Genomic DNA, 25841 nt, shown 5'->3' with positions numbered 1-25841 from the left:
CTATAAGCCTCCTTTTAGCCCAAAATTTACACTTGTAGCAATCGATCTATTTGTTTAAAACAAATTATATAATAAGGCTAAGTACATAAAAATAAGGATGACTTAACCTAACAATTTTTTTTAGAGTAATCATTCAAACGAATGTTTAAATTTTATTTTTATGATAGATACAGAATGCATGGTTTTAATGACCAAACATTCCTTCACCATTTTGCTTTATGAACATTTTCGCTTTATTGAGCATAAATGTTTCAGCATCTTGACGTGAACCCAGTAAATCAGAACGAATAAAGGTATGTGTTTTCACTTCACCATCGATCTCTTTACAAATTCTGCCCGCTATACGAAATTGACCACCTTCAGAAATAGGTTCTGGGTAAATCAAATAACCTTCATATTCGACAGGTTCCACTTCAATTGTTTTCTGTTCTTTATCAAGACCAAATAGTTTTGAAAAAAAGCCCACTTAATACATCTCCATTCATACCTAATTTGATAATCTCTTTACAATATATAGCAAGTTGATACGTCAGCTAAACTTTGCTAACACGTTAAAGTTATCATGCCATATTCTTGCAACAAATAATTAAAGCTATATTAGATATATGAAAAAAAATAGTATGAATATGTTGCTAATAGAAAAGTAAACGTAAACTTAACAATTAAGGCGGGAACATTTAACACGCATACAAAAACACCAGCAAATGCTGGTGTTTAAAAGAATTCTTTATTTTTCGTATCGATTAACGGTACATACCGATATCTTTTTGAAGGTGTACAGGTAAATCAGATACATTGTATTGCTTTGGTGCTTCTGAACCACCGAATAAGATGTCTACTGCGTGTGCAATCAATCCTTTGATATTAACCGCATAGGCTTTCTTATCCAAAGCGCTAGGTGTTGCAATGGTGTCGAAATTAATAGCCTGTGCCATGATTGCCTCTTTATTTTTAGTTTGTTGTTTATTGTTTGTTGCTTAACTGAGCTCATAATAACCGCTTATTTTTCACTCTAATAATGACAATATCTCCATTGCAAGATTAGATTTCCTAATGTGTTAACAGCTTTTTAAATTCACAGCAATAATCGAAAATATTTTTGCAGCCACAATGCTTAACTACCCACTTTTAAAGGTTAAATTAGCTTAAATGGCATAAATTTGTGTTTGGCATACATTTGTAGTAACAATGGGGTAACAATTAAAATATAAAGATTTTTTTATGCTCAATTTTATATCCAAACATTCTCCTATCTTTTTAATGCTGGCTGCTATTTTAGGCTTTGTTATACCGTCTGCTTCTGCTGTGATTTTCCCTTTTTTACCCTACATCCTTTTCTTTCTTATGCTTTTTACATTGATAGGCATGAAACAAAACGAACTGATCAAAATGCTCGGTCAGTTCGACATATGGCTTTACGCTAGTTTTCATGCTGTTGGGCTTTCAGTATTAGCCTGCTCACTCGCAGGGTTATTTGGCGCATCGTCATCATTGTTACTTGCCATTTCAGCAGTGACCGCTACAGGCTCCTTATTTGCAACGCCTGCTATTGTACGATCGGTGGGGCTTGATGCGTTAAAAGCAATGGCTATGACTATCGCTTCAACCTTACTTATGCCTGCGGTGTTATATGTAAATCTATTACTATTTCAAGATAATAACGTCTCACTCGATATGCAAAGTTATATACAACGTCTTATTATTTTCATTGCAGGCCCTATGCTGATTTCGGCTATGTGCTATCGATTTATTCCTAAAGACCTTCTACATAGAACGCACGCTAAGCTCTCTCAAGTAACCATTATTTTAGTTTTCACCTTTCCATTTGGCTTAGTGGGTGAGTTTAGATCGATTTTTGATCAGTCCATTATGTTGGGTTTAACCTACCTGCTAATTGGTATTGCACTATGTACCCTCTTTTTCCTTATTAGCTTTCTGTGCTATCGCCACAAAGGATTAGACGATTCATTGCTTTCAGCCATTACTGCAGCTAATCGAAACGTTCTTCTCACTTATACTGTTGCGGGCGCATATTTAGGTCCTGAATATGTCGTATTAATGGGTGCTATCCAGTTACCCACTTATACATTGCCTTTATTAGTCAGAGCCATCTCTAAACACCTTTCAACACCATTAACGCAAAGCGTTAAAACACCGAAATAAATAGCTTATAAAATCATCAAGAAGCCTTTTAGTTCAAACTTATGCCTCTTACGAGAGGCTTTTACTTGCCTCTCTAGTATGTTTTTCCTAATATGTGTCTGAATTCTCAGGGCGGGGCGCAATTCCCCACCGGCGGTAATTCAGAGCACTCAATAGTGAGTTAACTGAAAAGCCCGCGAGCGCTTATCTTTTTTATAATGATAAGGTCAGCAGATCTGGTGTAATACTTCCTGTAAGTATGAGTCCAGAGCCGACGGTTATAGTCCGGATGAAAGAGGATCAGTGGAGGTAATACGTTACCTCGAGCAAATTTGTATCTATAGGCTTAAATTAGGTCTATAGTTATTGTCGTTCTTCCGATCTTATCGGAATGCTGCCTTTCTATGCCCTGATTCTGGTAAATTTTTTTTAATTTGGAGTTATTACCATGAATCAGTCTCTACTTACCCCTTACGGTACGGCTTTTGAACGCGTTGAAGCTGGTCTTACAGCTATTCGTGAAGGTCGTGGTGTGCTTGTTGTTGACGATGAAGATCGTGAAAACGAAGGCGATATCATTTTTGCTGCAGAAACATTAACGTCAGAACAAATGGCGCTTATGATTCGTGAATGTTCAGGTATTGTTTGCCTTTGTTTAACTGACGAACGTGTTAAGCAATTGGAACTACCTATGATGGTAGAAAACAATACTAGCGCAAATGAAACAGGCTTTACTGTTACGATTGAAGCGGCAAAAGGCGTAACAACTGGCGTTTCTGCTGCTGACCGTGTGACTACGATCAAAACAGCGATTGCCGACGGTGCAGTACCAGCAGATCTTAATCACCCTGGTCATGTATTCCCTCTTAAAGCTAACGCTGATGGTGTACTTGGTCGTCGTGGGCATACTGAAGCAACTATCGATCTAATGCGTTTATCTGGTCTAAAGCCATACGGCGTGCTTTGTGAATTAACGAATATCGACGGTACTATGGCGCGTTTGCCTGAAGTTATCGTGTTTGGTAAGAAGTTTAATATGCCAGTATTAACCATTGAAGATCTTGCTGCATACCGATTAGCAAAAGAAAGTAATACAGCAATGAACGCTAAAGAAGACGTGGCAGTCGCTTAATTGCATTTCCCCTAATCAGTGCGTATTAAAAAGCCGAGTGATCATTACTCGGCTTTTTTAGTCTGACGCTAATGATGTTAATCTGAGGTTTCTTTTCCAATCTCTCATTAAAATCCTGCTGCAGGAATCAAATAAATAAGAGCAGACCAAGCTGAAACCCATCCCGTCACCATTGCAACATCGACCCAATCACTGTTCATCTTTCCTCCTAAAAAATTCATACTCTACAAGAATTATTAACGACATTATTCGTTTATTCTTTAGGTATTTAATGCATTTTTTTGAAAAAAAGATCAAATTGTGAACTGAATAAAAATATGTCAAATTTACACGCTACAAAATCAAAAAAAGCGCCAACTTATCGGCGCTTTTAACGTTTAATACAAAAACAGCATTAATCTGTCGTACAAGCTATATCATACTGCTGTATCGCTATTTCTAATTGAGACAAATCAGAGCTGCATATTATTGGCCTCAACGATTCAAATTTCGCTTCAGACCAATTATACATATCAAACGAAAGTAACTTACTTCTCGTTTCTTCAAGGAAGCGGTACTTAATATGCTTCGCAGGGTTGCCCCCGACTACGCTGTAAGGCTCAACATCTTTAGTTACTACGCTGTTTGCAGCAATAACCGCACCTTCACCAATAGTGATACCAGGCATAATCATAGAACGCATACCAAGCCAGCAACCATCACCTACGTGGGTATCGCCTTTACCTATGTATGCTTCTTCGATATTGTCCATAAATGGGTACAGTGAAAACCAATCAGTCCGGTGATTATGATTTCCCCCCATCAAGATAACAACTTCGGCAGCAATACACACATAGTTACCGATATAAAGCTTATCAACCTTCCAACGAGGCGTGCTATTACGCGTTAGCTCATCACCTAAAAGATAACGAACTACCGATTGTTCAAAGCCATCATCCCAGCAGTCACTATAATAGCTGTGCTTACCTTTAACGATAATATTCTTATTTGTGACAACGTCACTAAGAGGCTGTGTTTTTGTCCAATGCTTTTTATTTTCGAGCCTATTCGTATTCATAATATGGTTTATCCAATATCAACTAGCGTACTAGTTGCATTTATATTGAGTATTTACCACCGAACGTTCTGCTCCTGTAACTCAGTTTAATGAATCAGGAGTAACGGCAATGGCGACAATTTTACGTTCAGAAAAATGTCGCCACTTTATTGATACGAGGCTGGTTCAATAAAGGCATGTATTGTTTACTAATATGCATTACACACTCTATTTTGTTGTTAAATTAGCTTGCAGCAACTTGAGCACATTCACAAGGAATGTAAGAAATAAGCTTTTCTGTTGGTGCTGATAATTGCCTCATGTCGCGGGCATAGTCTTCAAAGGCTTCTGCCATCGTTACGTTAACAGCTTGAGGTTCTACAACATAATCTAATAGCGCACTGTACCCTTCTTTGCCTGTTGCGGTATAACCGGATGAAACAGATGAATAAACTGTATTATCATCAAGGTCTACCCATTGTCCTTGCTTTTTTACCTGCAAGCTTTCTATGCGAGCACCTTCTTCAGAACAACAACGGTACGTATATTTAAGATCGGCAACATAAGGGAAACTACCTGTGCCTGTACCTTCAACACCATTATCAATCGCGTTATTTATTGCACCTTCAAGAGCCTGTCGTACACGTTTACCTTTTACTTGGTAAACCATTAACCCTATCGCAAACGGCAGTAATTTACCTGATATATCAGCACAAGTTATTGGCCCAGGATTTAAGGATGCACGAACGCCACCAGCATTATGAATGCCGAAATCAACGTTGAAACCTAACTCTCGGGCTTTCCATACAAAGCCGCTGACCACCAGCGGTGCAATTTGACTTGCTCCTTTATGATCGGGAATACGCACGTGTCGAAGTGGCTCTGTTATTTCTGCAATATGCTGAGTCTGTAACTTACGTACCGCTGGGCGGTATTTCATGTTCAAAATATTTTCAATGATAGGGTCTTTGGCACAGAATCGAATATTCGATTGCTCTGTTAAAAATTGTTTTACTCTATCATGAGTATTAGCATCAAGGTGCTCTGTACGCGTTGCATCAACGGTAAACTGCCGGCCGAGTAATAGCTGGTTCTTACCTGTAGCAGAAGCCAAAGTACCATCAGCATTAAAATCAAGCTCAAGCTGACCCATTGCCAGTGCGTTACACCCTGCTTGAACAACACATGTACCATTTATTACTTTGGCATATTCATCTGTTACGCCGTAACCAAGATTAGTAAAATCACCTTGCATGGTATGTGTATGCCCGCCAATGATCGCCGCAACACCATCAAGTTCTTTAGCCAACAGTAAGTCACGCTCGTAACCTAGGTGACTTAAAATAACTATCTTATTAATACCATTGTGGTGAATGGCATCAATTGTTTTGTTAGATAGTTCTACAACGTTCTTAAACGAGGTATCTGGATCGGGGTTGGCAATGCCGGCCATGTTTTCAATTGCCAAACCAAAAATGGCAACGGGTTCACCATCGACGTCTTTCACAAGATAACGACCTATATCATTACTTGCATCATAAGCGTATACGTTATGTTTATCGCGCAAGGTATTAGGCTTCGATTGATCTTCTTGTGATAGATCCCAATTAGCCACCAGCATAGGGAAATCAACACGATCTAGAAAATCGGCAACAATGCCATTGCCCATGTCTAGCTCATGATTGCCCAATGCCATTGCTTCAACGCCTATCGCATTGAGTAATTCAGCATTCGCAAGGCCTTTATACAGTGAGAAGTACAAAGTGCCTTGAAAACAATCACCGGCATGCAAGAACATAAATTCACGTTCTTTTAAATACGCATGATTTTTTGCTTCTTTTACCGCAGATGAAATACGAGAGAAACCACCACAACTCGCATAAACAGATGTTTCAGCATCTAGTACACTGGTTGGAAGCGTTAGCGATATTGATGAAGGCTCGAAATGTGAGTGAGTGTCATTGATATGTGCAAAAGTAATTTTTGCGGTACGGTGTTTAGTCATAATTAATCGATGCTCTCCATTTCGGAAATAAAATACAGCCACGTTCTGGTGTAACAGTAAGAGTGAGAGTTGATAAACAAACGAAGAAGGCATTTACTGCTGCAGATAAAAATCACAGTTCTTAGTTAAAAGATGACCAACAAGACATACAAAACGTGACAGGCAGCAAATATAACACAATCTTTCTTATTTCCACTCATGAATCATTCCAATTTGCCTATTTCTTATCAAAGAACCATTTCCCACACTTTGCGTGTTAACGATTATATTTAATAGACATGCATAATTAATGGGCTGCTTTATGCTCTCTTACATACTTCCCATCCTTCTTGTTTTTCTTGTTGGCTTTCTTGCTCAAAGAACTGGGCTATGCATGGTAAGAGGTGTACAGGAATTATTAGCCAAGCGGCCTGGTTTTCTAATAACGATAATTTGCTGCGGTTTTTGGTTTTGGTTAATTAGCCCTAGTGCAGAGGAAATATCGTTCAGTACTCCAATGAGAAGACACTCAGTAACACTCCCATTTGTGTTAGGCGGCTTTTTATTTGGGCTGGGGGCTGCGATCAATAAGGGTTGCTCGGTATCAACAATATCAAAACTGGCTAAGGGACATTTCCACATGTTTGCAACCCTTATTGGCTGGATCATAGGTTGGTGCTTATTAGCTTCAACATCGGTAGCGCTTTCTTACACTGAACTCTCTCCGATACAAAGCCCATCGGTAACCGTCATGTTTATCTTATTTATCCTGATCGCCCTCATCATGTTCAAAATTCCAGTCAACAGACGGCCTATATTACTGGGAATCGTATTATTTGGGATAATAGCGAGCTTACTGACATCGTTGATACCTGAATGGGCGCCTAGCCAATTACTCAAAGATATAACAGCCGCTTTAATACATGGAGAATCTAGCCGATGGCCTTCCATTCAACGCTACTTAATCATTGCGAGCTTAGTTCTTGGTATGGCATTAGGCGCTAAAAAGCGTTTAGCATTGAGTGAATTCCAATTACGCCCCGTTCAACTCGGTAAACACTTAATCGCAGGGTTGATTATGGGGATAGGCGCGTCACTCGCGCTCGGAGGCAATGACTCACAATTGTTGATAGCCCTACCGTCTTTCTCGCCAGCGGGTGCTGTTACCATATTCAGTATGGTGATTGGCATAATAACAGGCATGATGTTACGAAAGGCCAAGCAGCGATTAACTCAACCTCGTGCAAACTAAATCACATGAACACAGAGACTTATAAGCACTAATAGTAATGAACGAATACAAAAGGCGACATTAAGCCGCCTTTTAACGAATATAGCCTGACTGCTTATGCTTATACTTATTGATAGTGACCATGACGGAGTAGAAACTCAATTTTGTAACCGTCGGGGTCTTGCACAAAGAAGAACTTCGCCAGTAATTGTCCATCACGGATAAATTCTTTAATTTCAGCAGGCTGATAACCATGATCGGTCAGTTTTTTATGTTCAAGTTCAAGATCGTCAACAGCAACAGCAATATGCCCATAACCCGTACCGTGCGTATACGCCTCTTCTGTATCTGCATTCCAGGTTAGTTCAATCTCCATGTCGTTTTCTTCATTGCGTAGGTAGACTAAGCTAAACCCATCAAAGTCTAAACGCTTAGCAATATCGAGATCTAACGCCTCTTTGTAAAAAGTTAACGATTTATCAAGATCAATAACACGAATCATTGAGTGAATTATTTTAGCCATCTGACATCTCCGGTCATTTCATTTTATTACTTCTACGATAAGCAATTGAAGAAGCACCTTATTTTAGCAAGATGATACCAATCTGTGAGCACAACAGGCAAATTTCATTACAAGGTGCTGTAATCTAATAGAGCATATCTTGATGATAATGTGCCATTCAACGTCAAAGGTGGGCTATGCATTTAGAACGTATTGAAGTTTCTGGTTTTCGAGGCATTAAACGCCTGTCGCTGTCTTTCAACCAATTAAGCGTACTGATTGGTGAAAATGCTTGGGGTAAATCATCACTCCTTGATGCATTAAGTATTGCACTTGCTGTTAATACCGAATTCTACACATTTAAATTTTCTGATTTTCATGTCGACTACGCACTCGGGCATGAAAAACAAACAAATCTTCAAATAGTCTTACACTGGAAAGAAGATTTCGCTGGAGAACATAAAGCAAGAAGATACAAAGCGTTCTCTCCTACTTGGGTTACTCGTGAAGGCATTAAGCACTTATATTATCAACTCAGTGCCACAAACCAAGACGATAAAGTAACAACGGAACGTTTCTTTTTAGATCGCAACGGGACAAAAGTCGAGTGCGAAGATACAGATAAACTTATTAAGCACTTAATGATTCTTCACCCAGTTGTACGAATTAGAGATGCACGACGGTTACGTGATGAAACGTTAGAACAAGCAATACAACATTCTGATGAACAAGCCAAAAAATTACGTATTGAGCGTCGCCTCGATAATACCTGTCGGCGTTTAATGACACAGCCCGGTCATGTCAATTCAGGTGAACTAAAAAGCAGTGTAAACGCCCTACGCACGCTTGTTGATCATTACTTTGCTTTTACTCCTCATAATAGATCGAGCCACTTTAACCGTGCTCACTTCCCAAGCTACAGCCAATATGGCGAAAACCCTTTAGAACAACTGACTCAGCCTCAAATGTCTAAACAAAGTCGTCTTGTCTTAATGGGCTTATTAAATGCGTATATACGTGCAAGAGGGCCTGTAGAATTAAAACGTATTTCTCGCCCAATTATGATCTTGGAAGATCCTGAAGGTCGTTTGCATCCAACAGTATTACATCAAGCATGGACATTCGTTGACAGTATGCCAATGCAAAAGATCCTAACAACGAATAGCCCCGATCTTTTATCGATAGTGCCACTCGGTTCGATTAAGAAGTTGATCCGCCAACCAGATAGAACACAGGTTTTTGCTCTTAATAAGAATTCACTTTCACGCGATGAAGAACGCCGGATCTCATTTCATGTTCGCCTTCACCGCCCTAGTGCGCTCTTTGCTCGTGCATGGTTATTAGTCGAGGGAGAGACAGAAGTATGGCTATTTAACGAACTAGCACGAATCTGTGGCTATAACCTCGCCGCAGAAGGCGTACAAGTTATCGAGTTTGCCCAAAGTGGGTTAAAACCTTTAATCAAGATTGCTCGTTTGATGGGTATTGAATGGCATTTAGTAGCTGATGGTGATGCCGCTGGCCGAAAATACGGCGAGACGGTAAAGAACTTACTAGGCAATGATGCAGAACGACACCGTTTAACTATTTTGCCTAATCGCGATATAGAATATTTCCTTTATCACCATGGCTATGAGCAAATGTTTAGAGACTTAGCTCATGTAAAACCTGATACACCGATTCCCCCTCAAAAAATCATATCTCGCGCACTAAAGCGTTACGCAAAACCTGATGTTGCACTCGCTATCGTAAAATACACCGATGAGTCTGATATAGAAAAAATCCCATTACTTATACGTTGGACATTAAAACGTATCGTCGCCATGTCACGTGGAATGGGGTGAATCACCTTAATGAATAGAGCCTATCTGGCATTTGGGCTCTATTTTGTCTCTTTATCATTAAGTATCGCTATTCTACAACATCTTGCTTTTCAAAAAATAACGTCACTTTACCGACACCAAAGCCCCACTTTCGCATTTCAGCAATATTAAATACATGGGTTTTATCTTGGCGATACATCCAATCATCAAAGGCGATGTTATAAACCGATCCATCAACAGGAAGGCGCAGTGAATATTGCCAATTTAACGCGTTACCCGCAACCACGCCTGTCGCTTGCCCAACCACATCATCAGCTTCCCCTGTATACGTCCCGTCTTTATTACGGGTTATTTTCCATATTCTTTGTTGCTTTTCTCCATCATCATAAGTGAAGTCTTCCTTTAACGTTAAAAGGTCGCCTTTCACTACCCCTCGTATTTTGACATCAAAACGACGTGTTAGCTTTCCATTGAAGTCTTGTACCATTCCCCATGCCAGTACATCCCCTTCAAAATATTCGAACAAGTTAAACGCTGGCGTATTTTCTTTGTATTCCTGTACAGACGTCGAGCACCCCCATAATACAAAGCACAGGCTTAATACTACAATGAATCGACTTTTCATTTTATTTCGGAATCGCAGGGTAAAATTAGAGGGCATAAAATTCCTTTCAATATGGCGGTATTGATTTGTTAATTATGAAGCATCTTCGAATAATAGCGTTCTCAATTTGTAGGGAATATATTCAAAGATAATGAAATGCCCGTATTTTTCCATAGCCCGAGTAATATCCTGTAAAGGCAACCACAATCTTTATGTGCAGCTACCTTTAATGATGCTGAAATTGGACTTATTCCGACAGCTCCGCAGCAGTATCCATAAAGATACCTTGCATATCTTTTGCTTCACGCTCGGTTTGTCCGCCGTGCTTTAGAAACGCCCCGATGATGGCTTGGGTCTTATCTTCTTTAGCTCGTTCAAGGAAATAGCGTAACTCTAATTCTGCCCCTGCATTCTCATCTTTGATTGAAGCTTCGATGATCGCTTTATACATCACAATATCGCGCACTTCTAATTGCCTAATAACCCCGAGAGTCTGGGATAAAAATCCATTCATCTCCGCTTTAGGTACATACTGAGTAATAATATTTAACGCTTCTGCTTGCTGAGCCGTGAAATCATTGCCAAGAAGCAGTGCTTGTAACGCTTTGTTTTTACCAAGTCGTCTAGCAAACTGTACAGCGCCTTGACCACCCGTTGGGATATTCACATGAATTTCTGGCTGAGCAAACGCAGAATTTTCTGTGCCATAAGCTAAATCACAAGCCATCACAAACTCATTACCGCCCCCACGCGCCACACCATCAACCACTGCAACAGATACCTGTTTCATCGTCTTAATATTGGCAATCATGTGATTAAATTCAATTGATGCAGCTTGCCCACCTTGAGTACCATTGATCACATTCAGATCCAAGTGAGCTAAAAAGAATTCAGCATGAAGTGATTTGAATACCACGACCTTTGTATCACGATCATCTTTTAGCGATAAAACAAACGCATTAAGTTCATTAATAAGATCAATCGTTAACACATTCACCGGTGGATTATTAATCGTAACGGTTGCGATGCCACTGTTATGGGTGATTGATAACTTGTTCATGGAATTTTCCTCACTTGTTTAAATGGGCTTTATCAGCTCAAGCCCTCAATATGTACAAAGTATAGGCTTGGTATAAGATAAGAAAAATGCTTAAATTGACATGATATTGGTGCTAATAGTGCAACAAAGGGTGTGTATGGATTTTTCAAGTCGATTATTACTACTACTTGAAGTGATTGAACTCGGTTCATTTACTAAAGTATCTGAGCAAAGAAATGTAGATAGATCTGTTATCTCGAAGCATATAAGTCGCTTAGAGGATGAAGTCGGTGTACGTTTGCTTAACCGAACAACACGTTCGCTATCATTAACCGCAGCTGGCAATGAAATGGTGAACCAAGCCAAATTATTACGAACCTTGTTAAATGACACTCACCGATTAGCACAGAATTACCACTCTGAGCCCAAAGGTGTGTTGCGGATCACCAGTACAGCGATGTTTGGTCGTCAATATGTTCAACAAGCAGTATTGGCATTTCAGCAACAATACCCTGAGGTAGATGTTGAATTGCGTTTAGAAGATCGATTCATGGACATGGTCAGTGAAGGGTTTGATATTGGTTTTCGTATTGGCAAGCCGAAAAACTCTAGTCTTATTATCAGAAAAGTGGCTCGTAACAGGTTATTAATTGTCGCATCCCCAGAGTTCATTGAAAAACACGGGGAAATTAAAACAATAGAACGATTGGAAGCATTACCTGCTGCTGTTTATGCCGCTCCGGGGCTTTTAATCGATAAATTTACCTACTTTGATGGCAACAAAGAAAGCAAAAAGCTTCAATTGAATGTTGCTTATAAAGTAAATGATGTTGAAATGATTACGAAAACAGCGGTAGCCGGAAACATGTTAGCCGTAGTAACCGCGCAAATGATTGAAAACGAAATATTGGAAGGTAAACTCATACCGATAATGACGCAGCTTCACTTAGATGATTTCGGTACGTTTTACGCCGTATATCCTCACAGAGATGCTCCTATAAAAACTAAATTGTTCATCGATACGCTGAAATCCATAATAGGTGAAGATATACCAATATGGGAAAAGCATATCCCTAATTTTGATGAGATGTACGGCAAACAAAATAGAGTCGAACAATCAAAGTGAACAGACTCACAATTGAAAGCGAGTCCTAAGACCCACTTTCCAGTTTGAACAACGTCTTACACACTCCAGCGTTCTTCACGCCATTGTGTTTGTTGTTCTTTCGATAGAAATGTCCATGCCACAACGCGGGTCACTTTTTGCCCTTGTGCCATATCAATGGTACGAACATCAACAGCGTTCACTTGCTTTAAGGCTTTATAAAGCGCTGGTAAGTTTTCTTTCTTAGATACTAGTGTCGAATACCAGAAGCAATTTTCAGGCTTATCTGAGCTCTCGGTGATCATACGCTGAATAAATGCAGCTTCACCACCTGGGCACCAAAGTTCCGCTTTTTGACCACCAAAATTTAAAACAGGTTTGTTGGTATTACTCTTGGCAAAAAGTTCGGCTTTTTTGTTGCTGCCTTTTTTGTGCGCATTCGTACTAAGGTTACGTACCTTACGTTCAGATCCCGCCGTTGCTTCTTCTAATGAAGCATGAAACGGTGGATTACACATGGTGAAATCAAAGATATCGTTAGCATTGATTATGCCAGTAAAGATATTATCCGATTTTTTCTGTAATCGGCACTTAATGCCACCCGCTAATGAACGATTAGAATCGACAATAAATTTTGCCGATTTTATTGATAATGCATCAACATCTGAACCTACAAAACGCCAACCATAAGCTCGATGACCAATTATCGGGTAAACGCAATTCGCGCCCATGCCAATATCTAAGCCATTAATGTGCTTACCTTGAGGAATAACGCCTTCGTTAGACTTAGCCAATAAATCCGCAATATGGTGAATATAGTCAGCACGACCAGGAATAGGTGGACACAAGTAACCTAGAGGAATATCCCAATTTTCGACGTTATAAAAATGGTGTAGTAATGCTTTGTTTAACATTTTTACAGTAGCAGGATCGGAAAAATCAACAGACAGATCACCGAATTGATTTTCAGCAACAAACGGCGTTAAATCAGGGCAACTTAATATCAACGCATTAAAATCATAACGTTGACTATGAGGGTTACGGGGGTGTAACCCTTTTTTCTTCTGTGTTGGTTTGTTTTTCTTTTGAGTCATTACACTTTACCAATGGAACATGAGGTTCGCATAACATCCGAATCGCATTCGAATTTAGCGTCGAAGCTGAACACTTCAATAATGCTTCCATTGTACCTGTTTCAAATGAATCTAAGGAGATTCTTTATGACAAACACGTTTATTTGATGAAAAGCTACTCACCTCTTTCTCATTAAGGACTTGTGCTAACTAGGGCGCAGTTACTCTTCTTTATTCGAGGCTTTCATTACTTCTGTAAACTTTGCCACCATATCGATAGGCATAGGAAAGACAATGGTTGTTGTTCTATCATTCGCCACTTCAGTTAATGTTTGCATATAACGAAGTTGAATCGCATTTGGCGCTTTATTTAATACTTCCGCCGCTTGACGTAGCTTCGCTGACGCTTCTAACTCACCCGTCGCATGAATGACTTTCGCCCGACGAGATCGTTCTGCCTCTGCTTGTTTAGCTAAAGCACGCACCATGCTGTCGTCCAGATCAACATGCTTAATTTCAACATTGGCAATTTTAATCCCCCAGTTATCGGTATGTTGATCAAGTATTCCCTGTAAATCCCGATTTAACTCTTCCCTTGCTGACAAAAGCTCATCAAGCTCATGTTGACCAAGTACAGAACGCAAAGTGGTTTGAGATAACTGACTGGTTGCTTCAAGGTAGTTTTCTACGTTATTGATGGCCATTTTCGGTTCGACCACCCGAAAATATACGACAGCGTTCACCTTAACCGACACGTTATCTCGGGTAATCAAATCTTGTGTAGGTACATCAAGTACAATGGTTCGTAGGTCCACTCTTACCATTTGCTGAATAATAGGTACAATGATGATTAATCCCGGTCCTTTTACTTCATAAAACCGTCCGAGTAAGAACACAACTGCACGTTCATACTCTCGTAATATCTTGAACATACTAACAAGTAGCACAAACACAAGTGCTACAATTGTCGCAATAGTATAGATGAACATAATTAGCCCCTATTATTAGTTATTCTTCAATATGGTCTTACTCGTGCCATTACTCTTTATCCGAATTTTTATCGACATAGCTGGTTTCAACATCAAGCCATAAACCCGATACCTTTTTAACTATTACCCGTTGACCTACCAGTAAACCATCTGCGCATCTTGCCTGCCAAATTTCACCATCAACCAGAACTCGCCCTGAGCCAGGAAAACCACTCACAACTTTGGCGTACTGACCAATAATAACGTCGACCCCCGTTGTAACCGGTTTTCTTCGTGTTTTTAATAACAAGGAAAGCATTACAAATGTAAATAAAGCTGATACAACGGTTAACCCAATAATGAGTGGTAAAGCAATTTTGTATCCCGGTAATTCCGTATCCATCAGCATAATAGAGCCCAATACAAATGCCACTACTCCACCTAAGCCAAAAATACCAAAACTAGGTGTAAATGCCTCTGCAATCATTAATGCGATACCTAACAGCAATAAGCCAAGCCCCGCATAACTCACTGGTAGCATTTGCAATGAATACATCGCGAGTAAAAGGCAAATGCCGCCCATTACACCGGGTAGCCCGACACCAGGGTTATAGAATTCAAGTAATAGACCGTAGATGCCAATCAACATAAGAATATAGGCAACATTAGGATTGGTGATGACAGATAACAAACTAAAACGCCAATCTTGCTCTCGTTCTATAAACTGAACATTAGCCAGTGACATTTCTTGTTCAACGCCATTGATAACAACCGTTTTACCATTCGTTTTTTCGACGACTTGATCTAGGTTTGATGCTAGAAAATCAATCACATTTTCAGTTAGCGCATTTTCTGAATCTAAACTGGCTGCTTCACGAACGGCTTTCTCTGCCCACACGTCATTCCTGCCGTGCAATTTTGCCAAGCTCACGATGTACGCAGCCGCATCATTGATAACTTTCTTTTCCATTGCCGTAGTGGCTTTTACTCGTCCTTCTTGTTGATCCGATTCGCTGCTTTTAGCCTCATCATCTGACTTGCTTGTTACTGACTTATCGTCGCTCGTTGAATCATCTTTCTTGGCGCTGTTTTCATCACCTTTTTGCGAATCACCTTTCGGCGCAAATGGATTATCTGATTTATCAGGTGCTTTCCCGCCCCCTAATGAAACAGGCGTCGCTGCGCCAAGGTTGGTACCCGGAGCCATTGAAGCGATATGACTTGCCAATAATATATACGTACCCGCACTGGCTGCACGAGATCCCGCAGGGCCAACCCAAGTAGCGATAGGTACAGATGACGTAGTTATTGCACGAATAATGTCTCGCATAGAGGTATCTAACCCTCCGGGAGTATTCATTTTGAGAACGACAAGGGATGCGTTATCTATTTGCGCTTGTTCGATTTCCCTAGCAACAAAATCGCTTGTTGCAGGTCCAATACCACCGTTTATTTCGACAACCCATACATCATCCGCTAACGCCGAAATAGAATGAAGCAATAGCGTAGTAACGAATACGCAGAGAGAGAGAAATTTCATATAGACTCCTCTACCTAATTAAGTGTCGATACCAACCTAAAACGATAGTGTGCTGGTGGGTTAGTATCTTAGTGACGATAAGCTCGACTTTATAAGCATAGTTCAACCTTAAATACACACATAAAAAACATGGTGTAATACAGTTACCTAACTACCTCTCAATAATCATCACGAATAGCAGTTATGGGGCTTATACTTATATTTATATTTATATTTATACAAACAATCATTCGCTAGATTGTTCGTCATTTTTTAAAGGAGGGTCGTTATGGCAGAAACTAAATCAATCACCAAACCACTTTCTATTCTGTTCTGCCTCTTATTCATGTTTATATCGGTTCCTGCACAAAGCACTTCAACCAACAATATAAAACAAGACTCATTGATTAAAGTTGGAAGCTATCATTGCCCTCCCTTTGTTATTCACGAAAACGACGAAGACTACACCGGGTTAACAATACTACTGTGGGAACAAATAGCTAAACGTTTAAATTTACAATACGAAATCAAGCAATACCCCCTGACAGAATTACTCGATGCCGTCGCTGAAGGTAAGATCAACATTGGAATTTCGTGTATTTCAATCACCCCAGAAAGAGAAGAACGCTTAGACTTTTCACACTCGTTTTATGAAACACACCTTGCCATTGCAGTTAAGAAACAAGGCTACCTAGCATCAATAATCAATATTCTAACTAACAAAAAACTCTTACTGGTATTAGCAATTCTCTTATGTGCCGCCGCATTAATTGGTAGCGTCTTTTATTTTCTTGAAAACAAGGTAAACGACAAGCTCTATTCTATGCAAACCCGCCCAGCACGGTTCGTTGAAGGGTTCATTTTAGGCTTACTCTTTATAACCAAAGGACCCTTTAATTATTTCGAGTTTAAGACGCTGTCGGGGCGCGTTTTGACTGTAATCCTTGCCATTTTCTCCACACTATTTATTGCCAGTATTACGGCTGTTCTCGCCAGTACATTTACATTGGGCTTATTAAATTCAGATATCAAGAATCCGAATGATCTCGCGAACATTAAAACAGGCGCTAAAAAGTCATCTACATCGTCTCAGTTTCTCACCAATCACAGCATTGTTCATAAAGCGTATAATACGGTAGAAGATATGCTAGTCGCATTAGAAAAAAATGAAATAGAAGCCGTGATCGCTGATGATCCTGTCCTGAAATATCAGATAAAAAAGGCGAAAGAACGTGGCGTGTATACAGATATGATTGTACTGCCGTATCAATTCGAAAAGCAGAACTACGGCTTCGCCATTGAAGATAACAGCCCTTATGAAGAAGAGCTGAATCGATCGCTGTTAAAAATTCGTCAAAGTAATGAATGGCGTCAAGCACTGAATAAGTACTTTACTGATATACCCTAATAATAAAAAAATAATAATAAAAAGCCCTTGCTGTATGTCAGCGAGGGCTTATACCCAAGTTACCTCAAGATGCTCTGTGGATCTTCTATCTCCACTTTAATAAGCGGCTTAGTTTTGATGGATGGTATGACCAACAGTGATCAAACATTGTCATTAATTCAGGGTTACCGTAGCGAGATAAATTAATCGCATGGAATCGGTTCTTTTGTTCTTTAAGCTTACTGATTCTTGCCAGCATTTCTGCTGGTTGAGAAGGTGCGATAAAGTCAGATAACACAACCAAATCGGCATTTTTGTACTTATCGGACGTCATTAGATCAATCGACTGATCCAATACTGGCCCCAAATCTGTACCACCATGGAAAGAATAAGACAGAAAGTTCAACACTTCCGTTAAACCATCTTGTTTCGTGAGTTCGTACGTTATCTGTTGAGTCGAGAACATAATCACGTAACAATCACGATCTTCTGCTAACGCAATTTGCATTAAACCATACGCAAGTGCTTTAGCGCATTGCTCTGGAAACCCAGACATCGACCCCGACGCATCGATACAAACAATAAAAGGACCTTTATCTTGATCGACTTGCTTGGTTTGACGTTTAAATGCTTTTACTTTTCGCAACTTACGTTGTGAACCCTGCACGCGATAATTCATTAAACGCTTATCGACAAGGTGCTTATAGAACACAACTTCAAGCTCTGGGTAAGCAAGAAACATGGCTTCATTGGGTAACAACTTGGATAAGTCATCACTTTCATGAATACCGACAATATCATCCGTTACGCTGTCACTCTTTTCTTCGACCATTCGCAAGTCTTCAGATTTCACACGCTCTTTATTAGGGTCATCAATTTCATTCGCCATTCTTCCGAGCTTTTCTGCGATTTCTTTCAGACCATTATTCTTCTTTAAGAAAGAGGCAATAGACTTCATGGAATCGATATCTGTACGCGTTAGCTTCGCTTTCGCCATATCCCACAACCGACCCGCTTTTTTGGGGTCGCCTGCTTCTGTAACTTCTTCCATTTGTTTCATGGTTTCAATACGCTGGTATAAATCAGCAATCAGCTTATCTTTATGTTGCTCAAGATCGTTGGCTTGTGCTTCTTTTAGCGCATGTGACAAATACTCATACCATGTATTGCAGAAGTAACTCTGAAACATCGGGTTATGCTTTTCATGTTCTCGTGCGTTTAACCGCTTCGCTTTAAAATAAAAGGCCGACTGACCTTCTAATTTACGAATAACTGTATCAATGTTATCCATAAACTCTTCTTTGCTCCAATTACTTGCAGCCTGGTAAAGTTCAAGCTCTTGGCTAAATTGTTCTTCAATACTGACATTTGAAATTTTGTTCTTAACTTGACCGCGCCATTTCATGACCTGATTTTTCATCGCACTTTTAATACCAGGACTGGCTTCGGCTGCCATCAATAACTGTGGTCGAGCCATTACTTCATGCACAGCATTATCAATAATTCCCGATTCAACGAGCATCAGCGCTAGATTAATACCTTCAGATACTGGCATAGACCACTCCCTTTAGTTATGAGAAAAGTTACGAGAAAAACTCGGATAATTGAGAAATTCTGAACGCACTTTTTTCAATCACTAACTTTAATTCTGAAACAGATTCAGCGGCATCTGAAATACTGCATTCAATTAATGTTGGAATTTCTTTCTCAACAAAATTATGTGGAAGTGCACCGTGGAAACTCGTACGAGAGATCTTAATATTATGCTCTGCATCGGTCACTTTACCTGACGCCTGCTTCACACGTTCTTGCAGCTGTTCATTTTGTTTTGCTGTAATACCTTTATTACCCGCGATACCGACTAACACATCACGATTCGCGATATCTTTAATCACTAAGCGGCACTGAGCATCGATTTCAAACTGAAGGCGGCACAGGTTCGTATTTTTATTGACGAAACCATAAACATCACAACGCCCTGTTCGGATTTTTTTATCGAACTCATCACCATCAACGTAAACCCAACGGCTATCGCCTTGCTCTTTTTCAGAAACAGACGGGTTCTGCTGAAGCATAACCAGTTTAATCATGCGTGGGTTGTTATTCACATTGTAGCGTTTCGAGGTACTGAAGTTATATTTAAACCATTCTTTACGTAATGTAGATTCACGGCTGAATGTTACAACAAGATCAGAGGCAACCTGTTCATTTACTTCATCAATGATCTGTTGAGCTTCGTTCGCATCAGATTGTGATGCACTTTGATCAAAGGCTTTTTCTGTCGCGAATTCACGTACCAATGTTCGAATAACATTGCGCGATTCTGGGCTGTGCCATAAACAATCTTGAAGTAACAAGAGATCGAGCGGATTGATTTCGTCTCGACCATTAAAGAAAGCACTCGCTTTTAATAGGCGTACAGACTTCTTCCAACGTCGATCTGAAATATACAGTTCACTATCTGCCTCTGCGATATCAGCCGTTTCAGATTGCTTTTCTATCATGGATTTAAGTTGATAGATTTTTTCAAAAATATCTTCAGATAATTTAACGTCTTCAATGCAAGCCTGCCATTGAACATATTCTTCATCTTTAATAGTTAAACTTGGATCTATGACGATAGATGTTCGACCGTCATCCATTAGCATCGATTTGAAGTTTTTCTTTTCTTGAATACGATTAACGAACACGCGAACAAGCATGCGGTCATAGAGTGCATCAAGCCCACTATCTTCATCTGGTAATTCGTTCGACGCTGTAATCAGCAAACGCATGGGTACAGGTAACACATCCTGACCATTTTTAAAGGTACGTTCGTTTACAACTGTCAGTAATGTATTGAGGATTGCAGGGCCAGCTTTCCATATTTCATCAAGGAAAACGACTTGAGCTGTTGGCAAATATCCGTCAATTAAACGCACATACTTACCATTATCTTTGAGTTCTTGAATTGATAAAGGGCCAAACACTTCTTCAGGTGTGGAAAAACGGGTCATCAAGTAATCAAAGAATTTACTGTTATCGAAGGCTTGTATTAAGCGTTTAGCAATTAAACTTTTAGCAATACCAGGAGGGCCAAGTAAAAAAACACTCTCACCCGCTAAAGCAGAAAGTAAGCAAAGCTTGATGGTTTCTTCACGCTCGTATACACCGCTAGAAAGCGATTTAATAAGCTTTTGAATCCTCTCAGAAATTAACGCTTTATTCGGTTGTGCAGATTTTGCCATTGTTAGCATAATTCCCGACCTCTCTAATTGTTATGTCCATGTGCCAAAGCACAACAATTGCTGCCATTACTTAGCATAGACACAATACCCCAATTGTTGCAAAAGTGTTAACAACAAATACCTTTTAACACTTTTATATCAAAGAGATCTATCAACAACAAGCAAGCAAACATTGTTTGCAAAAATAATACTTTGTCGCCAATACTTACCACCCGAAACACACTGTTACATTTACTTACAAATATTCCTTAAATCAATGTGTTAAATCCGCTTAATTCTTAAATCTATTTTCATGCCAATAATTTTCGATTAAAAATTTAATTTTGAAATTTCAAACCATATCGTTTTGTCGGAAATTTCAACATGCCTTCATGGCCATTTTTTAGTAGAAGGTTATATTTTATAAAGACGATAAAAATTTATAGAGTCAAAATTAACTCATTTCACTTTGAAAATTAGTCACACAAAAGACACAGCCAATGTTTCCTCATTGAAAAAGGTAAACATCTTGTCCAAGCATATGCACTTTGACAATATGGACCTGTTATCTCAAACAAAAACCCTAAGGCTACAATGAACAACGTATCTCAACTTCCTATGCGACTGATTATTATCGTGTGCATTGGCTTTTTGCTATCGGCATTAATACCATCAAGTGAAAGCCTTGAAGTACTCACCTCAATAATAACCTTAGTGTTAATTATGATGTTATTACGCGAAGATTTTGGTATGGAAACTAAATCTTGGCTTATTTTGGCTTTAGGCACTTATAGCCTTGGTGTTTTTGCAGATCTATTAGATGAGATTCCAGAACTGGGTAACCATAAACTACTCAACAATGCAGATGATGTTTTCATGCATATTGGTGTTTTTCTTATGTGTTTTTGTTTTATTAAAATACTTCATCAACGTCGTACATTAATAGACAGCCTAAATACACAGGTAACCAAAGCACGTGATTTAGAAAGTGTACTCAGCCGCCAGGCATTACAAGATGAATTAACCGGGTTATTAAATCGTCGTTCGTTATTCCGACGTTTTGATGAAATGGCGATTAACCACCAGCGAGGCATGCTTGCTTACATCGACATCGATAATTTCAAACAAGTTAATGACCGATTAGGTCATAGTCGAGGGGATGAGTTACTTGTTATTACAGCGAACAGTTTATTAAAAACAGCACCTCTTGGTAGCCGAAGTTATCGAATTGGCGGGGATGAATTCATTGTTTTGCTGCCTAGCGATGATCAGCAGATGTGCGAGGAATGGATCAGCGAACTTTACGATATAACAAAAAACATACGTGAAGAATATAATATCGGCATCAGCGTCGGCATTGCACCCTACTACCCAGGAAACCTATCTGATCCTGACTCTATTCTTATGCAAGCAGATAAAGCAATGTACACAGAAAAAAATAATAAGAATAGAGAAAAGGCTTAATGTTTGAAGTCTCATTATTGATATATTAAGTGCGTACATTATCAACAACTAAACTTATTACACGGGAACCCACAAACATCTTCATTGAGTTAGGCATTTTTCACAGAACTGTCATACATCCGTAATAAGATGGTGTGAAATCTAACTTATTACGGAGAAAGTCAATGTTTTTTAGGGCAACTACCCTTGTGGCATTGTGTGCAAGCGTGGCGTTTAGTGCACAAGCCAAAACAGATACTGTCACAGTTACTGGATCAACATCAGTAAGCCATGTGATGGAAATTTTAGCAGAAGCTTATTCAAGCTCTCATATAGATACTTTTATTGCTGTTCAAGGCATAGGTTCTTCTGCTGGCATTTCTGCAGTAAAACAAGATGCCACAGAAATAGGTATGAGCTCTCGCCGTCTTAGTGAAGAAGAGATAAACCCTGATGTGAAAATGGTAACAATTGCACATGATGGCATTGCTTTGGTCGTCAATAAAAACAACCCTGTTAACAACCTTACAAAAGAGCAAGTATCAAAGATTTACCATGGGGAAATTAAAAATTGGCAAGAAGTCGGTGGGCCAAATCTAAAAATGGCTGTTGTTAGCCGTGAAAATGCTTCTGGCTCACGCTTTTCTTTTGAAGACTTCATGGGCTTAACCCAACACATTGAAGGTCAAAGGGTGTCTGATATAAACCCACAACTCTTAGTCGTTAACACTAATGGCATGGTGAAAAGTTTAGTCTCTCGTAATGTACATGCACTTGGCTATATGTCTTTAGGTTCTGTGGATGACTCTATTAAGCCGTTGTCTTTTGAAGGCGTTAAGCCAACCATTGATAACCTCGAATCAGGAGAATATTTAATCTCTCGCCCTTTTTTAATGTTATATAAAGAGAAGAACGTATCAAAAAATGCACAAGCGTTTTTAAACTACGTTACCTCTAATGAAGGGCAGAATATTATCGGTGAACGTGGATACATTGCTATTAATAAAAGTTAATCAATAACAATTAAAGCAACTCGCTGTTCTCATTTGAAAAGCTAACCAAACTGTATTAACCATCTACGTTGGTTAGCTTTTATTTCAATCGTAAAACTTATTTCACCACTGGGTATTTATACGTAGAACCCCACTCAGTCCACGAACCATCATAGACTGTCAGCATTTTACGCCCAGCAAGTTCAGCCCCCAGAGCCAACACACATGCTGTCACACCCGAACCACAGCTGAATATTAATCGCTGTTCTGTATCAGAAACAGCGTTAAAACGATTAATAAGCAACTCTTTCTCAATAAAAAATCCATCTTTAATTAATTGCGAAAATGGAAGACTTTTCGCGTTAGGCATGTGACCGCCTCTAACACCTTGTCTTGGTTCTGGCTCTGTACCAAAAAACCGAGCAGCACCACGGGCATCAAGCACAGCAACAGAATGGTCATCGAGTAGGCTTTCTAATGTATCAGCATCAATAACCCATTCAGGTTCAAAAGCCGCTTTATAGGCCGTTATTTCTGCCGCGGCTAACTCGCCCTCTTCTATTGGGTTATTTCCTGCTAGCCATGCTGGAAACCCGCCATCAAGCACAGCAACATTTTTGTGACCCATTGCTTTAAACATCCACCACACTCTAGGCGCTGAAAATAGCCCTTGGGTATCATACACAATAACAATATCATCGTTATTAATACCTAATTCTGATACTGCTTTTTCAAACAACTCTGGCGATGGCAGCATATGTGGAAATTGTGTATTGGGCGCAGCAATTTTCTTATCAAAATCAAAATACCGAGCACGCGGAATACGCTTTTCACTCCACTCTTGCTGTGGATTTCGTGTAGAACCTGGCATAAACCAGCTTGCATCCAATATAACAAGATTATCATCGGTTAAATGTTCAGCTAACCAGTCCGTTGTTACTAACGATGAAGGTACTAATGGCATTCAAAATTCCTTGTAAATAACGCTGAATAAAAAACTTACAAACCGACAAGTTAAGAGAAAAACTTGAGCTTTAAATATTGAGCGCAAACTCTTTAAACTATGTGGATTAACCCTATCTTTTTTCTTTTGCTATCACAATGATAGTTTATCTCTCAATACTGCAATGGCAAGATTTCGCTGATAAACCACACTATGTACGAGGTTTACGATATTGCTCAGGTGAGTAACCCCTAAGCGATTAAGTTTGTTCCCGGATCGAGCAGATAACATGGTAAAGCCAATCTATAAGCAGACATTGGCCAACAGCGCCAATCTAAAAGATTACCAGCAAGCCAAGACAGAACTCCTCCCGTCGCATGCCCAGCCTAAAGGGCTCTTATCAGGCGGCCTCAATATCGGCTTTGAGGCAGTTGATCGCCACTTAGGAACCCCCAACGAAGATAAAGTCGCCCTGCGCTGGATAAGCAAAGATGATCAGATTGTAAATTTTAGTTACCGCGACCTCAGCAAGCAATCTAATCGCTTTTCCGATCTGCTCGCGCAACTAGGACTCCCCGCCGGTAGCCGGGTGTTCAGCCTTACTGGGCGCAGACCAGAACTCTACATTGCCGCGATTGGCACCCTAAAAGCGGGCTGCGTTTTTACGCCGCTATTTTCTGCCTTCGGCCCTGAACCTATCCGCTCACGAATGGAAATTGGCGAGGCCAATCTAATCCTGACCACCCGCAGCCTCTACCGTCGAAAACTCAAAACGTGGTGGCGCGAACTGCCCCACCTCAAGGCCGTACTGCTGATTGATGGCAACCCCGATAACGAACCCGGTTGCTACGATCTGACAACCATGATGACCAATGCCGATCAAGAAAGGCCGTGCCATCACACCCAAGCCGAAGATATGGCGCTGCTGCATTTTACCAGTGGCACCACAGGAAAACCCAAAGGGGTGATCCATGTTCACCAAGCTGTGCAGCACCACCTGCTGTCAGCTTATTATGCCCTTGACCTCAAACCGTCAGATATCTACTGGTGTACCGCTGATCCCGGATGGGTGACCGGGACAACCTACGGCATCATCGCCCCCCTTTGTCTTGGCGTCACCATGATTATTGATGAGGAAGAGTTTGACGCCGAGCGCTGGTACCGTATCTTGCAAGACCAGCACGTCACGGTCTGGTATACCGCACCAACCGCAATCCGAATGTTGATGAAAACCGGAGAAGAGCTGACTAAGCAGTTTGATCTGTCCGCACTGCGTTTTATGGCCAGTGTCGGTGAGCCGCTGAACCCCGAAGCCGTCGAATGGGGCGACAAAGTACTGGGGATGCCCTTCCACGATAATTGGTGGCAAACCGAAACGGGCGGCATCATGATTGCCAACTTCCCGAGCGAGCCAGTCAAGCCTGGCTCAATGGGGCAGCCGCTTCCCGGCATCGACGCGGCGATTGTTAATCCCGATAAGGACGGTGTGCCGCAGGTTGAAACCGCGCCGATGCAGGTGGGCGAGCTGGCGCTGAAATCCGGTTGGCCATCAATGTTTCGCGGCTACCTCCACCAGCAAAAGAAATACCAACACTGTTTTGCTGATGGGTGGTACTTAAGCGGCGATCTAGCAATGAGAGACGAAGCAGGCTACTTCTGGTTTGTCGGTCGCAAAGATGATCTGATCAAATCCTCCGGTCACCTGATTGGCC

Annotated in this window: 22 protein-coding genes and 1 riboswitch; of the genes, 9 read left to right on the top strand and 13 right to left on the bottom strand. The window is 40.3% G+C overall.

Annotation, left to right across the window (positions count from 1 at the left end; genetic code table 11):
- Nucleotides 1-184: 184 nt before the first annotated feature.
- Both C9J12_RS25255 and C9J12_RS25250 read right to left on the bottom strand, forming a co-directional pair.
- Nucleotides 185-466 carry an HlyU family transcriptional regulator gene (locus C9J12_RS25255; RefSeq protein ID WP_107245224.1) on the bottom strand — a complete coding sequence of 94 codons (282 nt, stop codon included), beginning with the start codon at nt 464-466 and terminating at the stop codon, nt 185-187.
- A 277-nt stretch (nt 467-743) separates the two neighbouring features.
- The gene (locus tag C9J12_RS25250) at nt 744-935 is read right to left on the bottom strand and encodes a hypothetical protein (protein ID WP_011220973.1); all 192 of its coding nucleotides are present in this window, start codon (nt 933-935) and stop codon (nt 744-746) included.
- 286 nt (nt 936-1221) lie between these two features.
- Here C9J12_RS25250 and C9J12_RS25245 point away from each other — a divergent pair, with 286 nt between their 5' ends.
- Both C9J12_RS25245 and ribB read left to right on the top strand, forming a co-directional pair.
- A complete protein-coding gene (locus C9J12_RS25245; protein ID WP_107245223.1) occupies nt 1222-2163 on the top strand; it encodes a hypothetical protein in 942 nt (313 codons plus the stop codon).
- Between the two features lie 98 nt (nt 2164-2261).
- A riboswitch (FMN riboswitch) is annotated at nt 2262-2447 on the top strand.
- 143 nt (nt 2448-2590) lie between these two features.
- Complete coding sequence (ribB, locus tag C9J12_RS25240; protein WP_107245222.1) at nt 2591-3274, top strand: 3,4-dihydroxy-2-butanone-4-phosphate synthase; 684 nt, start codon at nt 2591-2593, stop codon at nt 3272-3274.
- A 394-nt stretch (nt 3275-3668) separates the two neighbouring features.
- Here the strand turns inward: ribB and C9J12_RS25235 are convergent, their stop codons facing one another.
- Together C9J12_RS25235 and C9J12_RS25230 are read right to left on the bottom strand one after the other, a co-directional pair.
- Nucleotides 3669-4331: a CatB-related O-acetyltransferase gene (locus tag C9J12_RS25235; RefSeq protein WP_107245221.1), complete on the bottom strand. Its 663-nt coding sequence runs from the start codon at nt 4329-4331 to the stop codon at nt 3669-3671.
- A gap of 223 nt (nt 4332-4554) precedes the next feature.
- Nucleotides 4555-6315, bottom strand: coding sequence for a bifunctional metallophosphatase/5'-nucleotidase (locus C9J12_RS25230; RefSeq protein WP_107245220.1), 1761 nt, complete (start codon nt 6313-6315; stop codon nt 4555-4557).
- 496 nt (nt 6316-6811) lie between these two features.
- Here C9J12_RS25230 and C9J12_RS25225 point away from each other — a divergent pair, with 496 nt between their 5' ends.
- Nucleotides 6812-7546, top strand: coding sequence for a YeeE/YedE thiosulfate transporter family protein (locus C9J12_RS25225; protein WP_407675702.1), 735 nt, complete (start codon nt 6812-6814; stop codon nt 7544-7546).
- Between the two features lie 106 nt (nt 7547-7652).
- On the opposite strand, the gene C9J12_RS25220 is transcribed toward C9J12_RS25225, so the two are convergent.
- Nucleotides 7653-8048 (bottom strand): VOC family protein, encoded by a 396-nt coding sequence (locus tag C9J12_RS25220; RefSeq protein WP_006229687.1) that lies wholly within the window; start codon nt 8046-8048, stop codon nt 7653-7655.
- Nucleotides 8049-8224: 176 nt separating this feature from the next.
- Here C9J12_RS25220 and C9J12_RS25215 point away from each other — a divergent pair, with 176 nt between their 5' ends.
- Complete coding sequence (locus tag C9J12_RS25215) at nt 8225-9871, top strand: ATP-dependent endonuclease (RefSeq protein WP_107245219.1); 1647 nt, start codon at nt 8225-8227, stop codon at nt 9869-9871.
- 67 nt (nt 9872-9938) lie between these two features.
- On the opposite strand, the gene C9J12_RS25210 is transcribed toward C9J12_RS25215, so the two are convergent.
- A complete protein-coding gene (locus C9J12_RS25210) occupies nt 9939-10511 on the bottom strand; it encodes a DUF3833 domain-containing protein (RefSeq protein WP_193944702.1) in 573 nt (190 codons plus the stop codon).
- 190 nt (nt 10512-10701) lie between these two features.
- The gene (locus tag C9J12_RS25205) at nt 10702-11514 is read right to left on the bottom strand and encodes an enoyl-CoA hydratase/isomerase family protein (protein WP_107245218.1); all 813 of its coding nucleotides are present in this window, start codon (nt 11512-11514) and stop codon (nt 10702-10704) included.
- Nucleotides 11515-11650: 136 nt separating this feature from the next.
- Here C9J12_RS25205 and C9J12_RS25200 point away from each other — a divergent pair, with 136 nt between their 5' ends.
- Nucleotides 11651-12619 (top strand): LysR family transcriptional regulator, encoded by a 969-nt coding sequence (locus tag C9J12_RS25200; protein ID WP_107245217.1) that lies wholly within the window; start codon nt 11651-11653, stop codon nt 12617-12619.
- Between the two features lie 56 nt (nt 12620-12675).
- Here C9J12_RS25200 and rlmF read toward each other — a convergent pair whose 3' ends face one another.
- The 3 genes from rlmF to C9J12_RS25185 form a co-directional block, all read right to left on the bottom strand.
- A complete protein-coding gene (gene rlmF / locus C9J12_RS25195) occupies nt 12676-13692 on the bottom strand; it encodes a 23S rRNA (adenine(1618)-N(6))-methyltransferase RlmF (protein ID WP_107245216.1) in 1017 nt (338 codons plus the stop codon).
- Between the two features lie 200 nt (nt 13693-13892).
- Nucleotides 13893-14660, bottom strand: coding sequence for a slipin family protein (locus C9J12_RS25190; RefSeq protein WP_107245215.1), 768 nt, complete (start codon nt 14658-14660; stop codon nt 13893-13895).
- A gap of 49 nt (nt 14661-14709) precedes the next feature.
- Nucleotides 14710-16179 (bottom strand): NfeD family protein, encoded by a 1470-nt coding sequence (locus tag C9J12_RS25185; protein WP_107245214.1) that lies wholly within the window; start codon nt 16177-16179, stop codon nt 14710-14712.
- A 268-nt stretch (nt 16180-16447) separates the two neighbouring features.
- Between C9J12_RS25185 and C9J12_RS25180 the strand changes: the two genes are divergently transcribed.
- The gene (locus C9J12_RS25180) at nt 16448-17566 is read left to right on the top strand and encodes a substrate-binding periplasmic protein (protein ID WP_107245213.1); all 1119 of its coding nucleotides are present in this window, start codon (nt 16448-16450) and stop codon (nt 17564-17566) included.
- A gap of 85 nt (nt 17567-17651) precedes the next feature.
- Here the strand turns inward: C9J12_RS25180 and viaA are convergent, their stop codons facing one another.
- Nucleotides 17652-19100, bottom strand: coding sequence for an ATPase RavA stimulator ViaA (viaA, locus tag C9J12_RS25175; protein WP_107245212.1), 1449 nt, complete (start codon nt 19098-19100; stop codon nt 17652-17654).
- A 28-nt stretch (nt 19101-19128) separates the two neighbouring features.
- Nucleotides 19129-20781 (bottom strand): ATPase RavA domain-containing protein, encoded by a 1653-nt coding sequence (locus C9J12_RS25170; RefSeq protein WP_107245211.1) that lies wholly within the window; start codon nt 20779-20781, stop codon nt 19129-19131.
- A 564-nt stretch (nt 20782-21345) separates the two neighbouring features.
- Here C9J12_RS25170 and C9J12_RS25165 point away from each other — a divergent pair.
- Together C9J12_RS25165 and C9J12_RS25160 are read left to right on the top strand one after the other, a co-directional pair.
- Nucleotides 21346-22215: a GGDEF domain-containing protein gene (locus C9J12_RS25165; protein ID WP_107245210.1), complete on the top strand. Its 870-nt coding sequence runs from the start codon at nt 21346-21348 to the stop codon at nt 22213-22215.
- A gap of 164 nt (nt 22216-22379) precedes the next feature.
- Nucleotides 22380-23207, top strand: a complete 828-nt coding sequence (locus tag C9J12_RS25160) for a phosphate ABC transporter substrate-binding protein (protein ID WP_107245209.1) — start codon at nt 22380-22382, stop codon at nt 23205-23207.
- A 97-nt stretch (nt 23208-23304) separates the two neighbouring features.
- Here C9J12_RS25160 and C9J12_RS25155 read toward each other — a convergent pair whose 3' ends face one another.
- On the bottom strand, nt 23305-24150 hold the full coding sequence (locus tag C9J12_RS25155) for a sulfurtransferase (RefSeq protein ID WP_107245208.1): 846 nt from the start codon (nt 24148-24150) through the stop codon (nt 23305-23307).
- Between the two features lie 268 nt (nt 24151-24418).
- Between C9J12_RS25155 and C9J12_RS25150 the strand changes: the two genes are divergently transcribed.
- On the top strand, nt 24419-25841 hold a 1423-nt coding region (locus C9J12_RS25150; RefSeq protein WP_107245207.1), incomplete at its 3' end, for an AMP-binding protein.

Source organism: Photobacterium frigidiphilum (assembly GCF_003025615.1).
Taxonomy (GTDB): domain Bacteria; phylum Pseudomonadota; class Gammaproteobacteria; order Enterobacterales; family Vibrionaceae; genus Photobacterium; species Photobacterium frigidiphilum.
This window is presented reverse-complemented; position numbering and strand designations above follow the sequence as displayed.

Bases quoted from the DNA above. Each gene is read 5' to 3' on its own strand.
- C9J12_RS25170 (WP_107245211.1), bottom strand. From the start codon at position 20,781: ATGCTAACAATGGCAAAATCTGCACAACCGAATAAAGCGTTAATTTCT.
- C9J12_RS25250 (WP_011220973.1), bottom strand. From the start codon at position 935: ATGGCACAGGCTATTAATTTCGACACCATTGCAACACCTAGCGCTTTG.
- C9J12_RS25225 (WP_407675702.1), top strand. From the start codon at position 6,812: ATGAGAAGACACTCAGTAACACTCCCATTTGTGTTAGGCGGCTTTTTA.
- ribB (WP_107245222.1), top strand. From the start codon at position 2,591: ATGAATCAGTCTCTACTTACCCCTTACGGTACGGCTTTTGAACGCGTT.
- C9J12_RS25165 (WP_107245210.1), top strand. From the start codon at position 21,346: ATGAACAACGTATCTCAACTTCCTATGCGACTGATTATTATCGTGTGC.
- rlmF (WP_107245216.1), bottom strand. From the start codon at position 13,692: ATGACTCAAAAGAAAAACAAACCAACACAGAAGAAAAAAGGGTTACAC.
- C9J12_RS25160 (WP_107245209.1), top strand. From the start codon at position 22,380: ATGTTTTTTAGGGCAACTACCCTTGTGGCATTGTGTGCAAGCGTGGCG.
- C9J12_RS25245 (WP_107245223.1), top strand. From the start codon at position 1,222: ATGCTCAATTTTATATCCAAACATTCTCCTATCTTTTTAATGCTGGCT.
- C9J12_RS25235 (WP_107245221.1), bottom strand. From the start codon at position 4,331: ATGAATACGAATAGGCTCGAAAATAAAAAGCATTGGACAAAAACACAG.
- C9J12_RS25215 (WP_107245219.1), top strand. From the start codon at position 8,225: ATGCATTTAGAACGTATTGAAGTTTCTGGTTTTCGAGGCATTAAACGC.
- C9J12_RS25180 (WP_107245213.1), top strand. From the start codon at position 16,448: ATGGCAGAAACTAAATCAATCACCAAACCACTTTCTATTCTGTTCTGC.
- C9J12_RS25210 (WP_193944702.1), bottom strand. From the start codon at position 10,511: ATGCCCTCTAATTTTACCCTGCGATTCCGAAATAAAATGAAAAGTCGA.
- C9J12_RS25205 (WP_107245218.1), bottom strand. From the start codon at position 11,514: ATGAACAAGTTATCAATCACCCATAACAGTGGCATCGCAACCGTTACG.
- C9J12_RS25185 (WP_107245214.1), bottom strand. From the start codon at position 16,179: ATGAAATTTCTCTCTCTCTGCGTATTCGTTACTACGCTATTGCTTCAT.
- C9J12_RS25190 (WP_107245215.1), bottom strand. From the start codon at position 14,660: ATGTTCATCTATACTATTGCGACAATTGTAGCACTTGTGTTTGTGCTA.
- viaA (WP_107245212.1), bottom strand. From the start codon at position 19,100: ATGCCAGTATCTGAAGGTATTAATCTAGCGCTGATGCTCGTTGAATCG.
- C9J12_RS25200 (WP_107245217.1), top strand. From the start codon at position 11,651: ATGGATTTTTCAAGTCGATTATTACTACTACTTGAAGTGATTGAACTC.
- C9J12_RS25220 (WP_006229687.1), bottom strand. From the start codon at position 8,048: ATGGCTAAAATAATTCACTCAATGATTCGTGTTATTGATCTTGATAAA.
- C9J12_RS25155 (WP_107245208.1), bottom strand. From the start codon at position 24,150: ATGCCATTAGTACCTTCATCGTTAGTAACAACGGACTGGTTAGCTGAA.
- C9J12_RS25230 (WP_107245220.1), bottom strand. From the start codon at position 6,315: ATGACTAAACACCGTACCGCAAAAATTACTTTTGCACATATCAATGAC.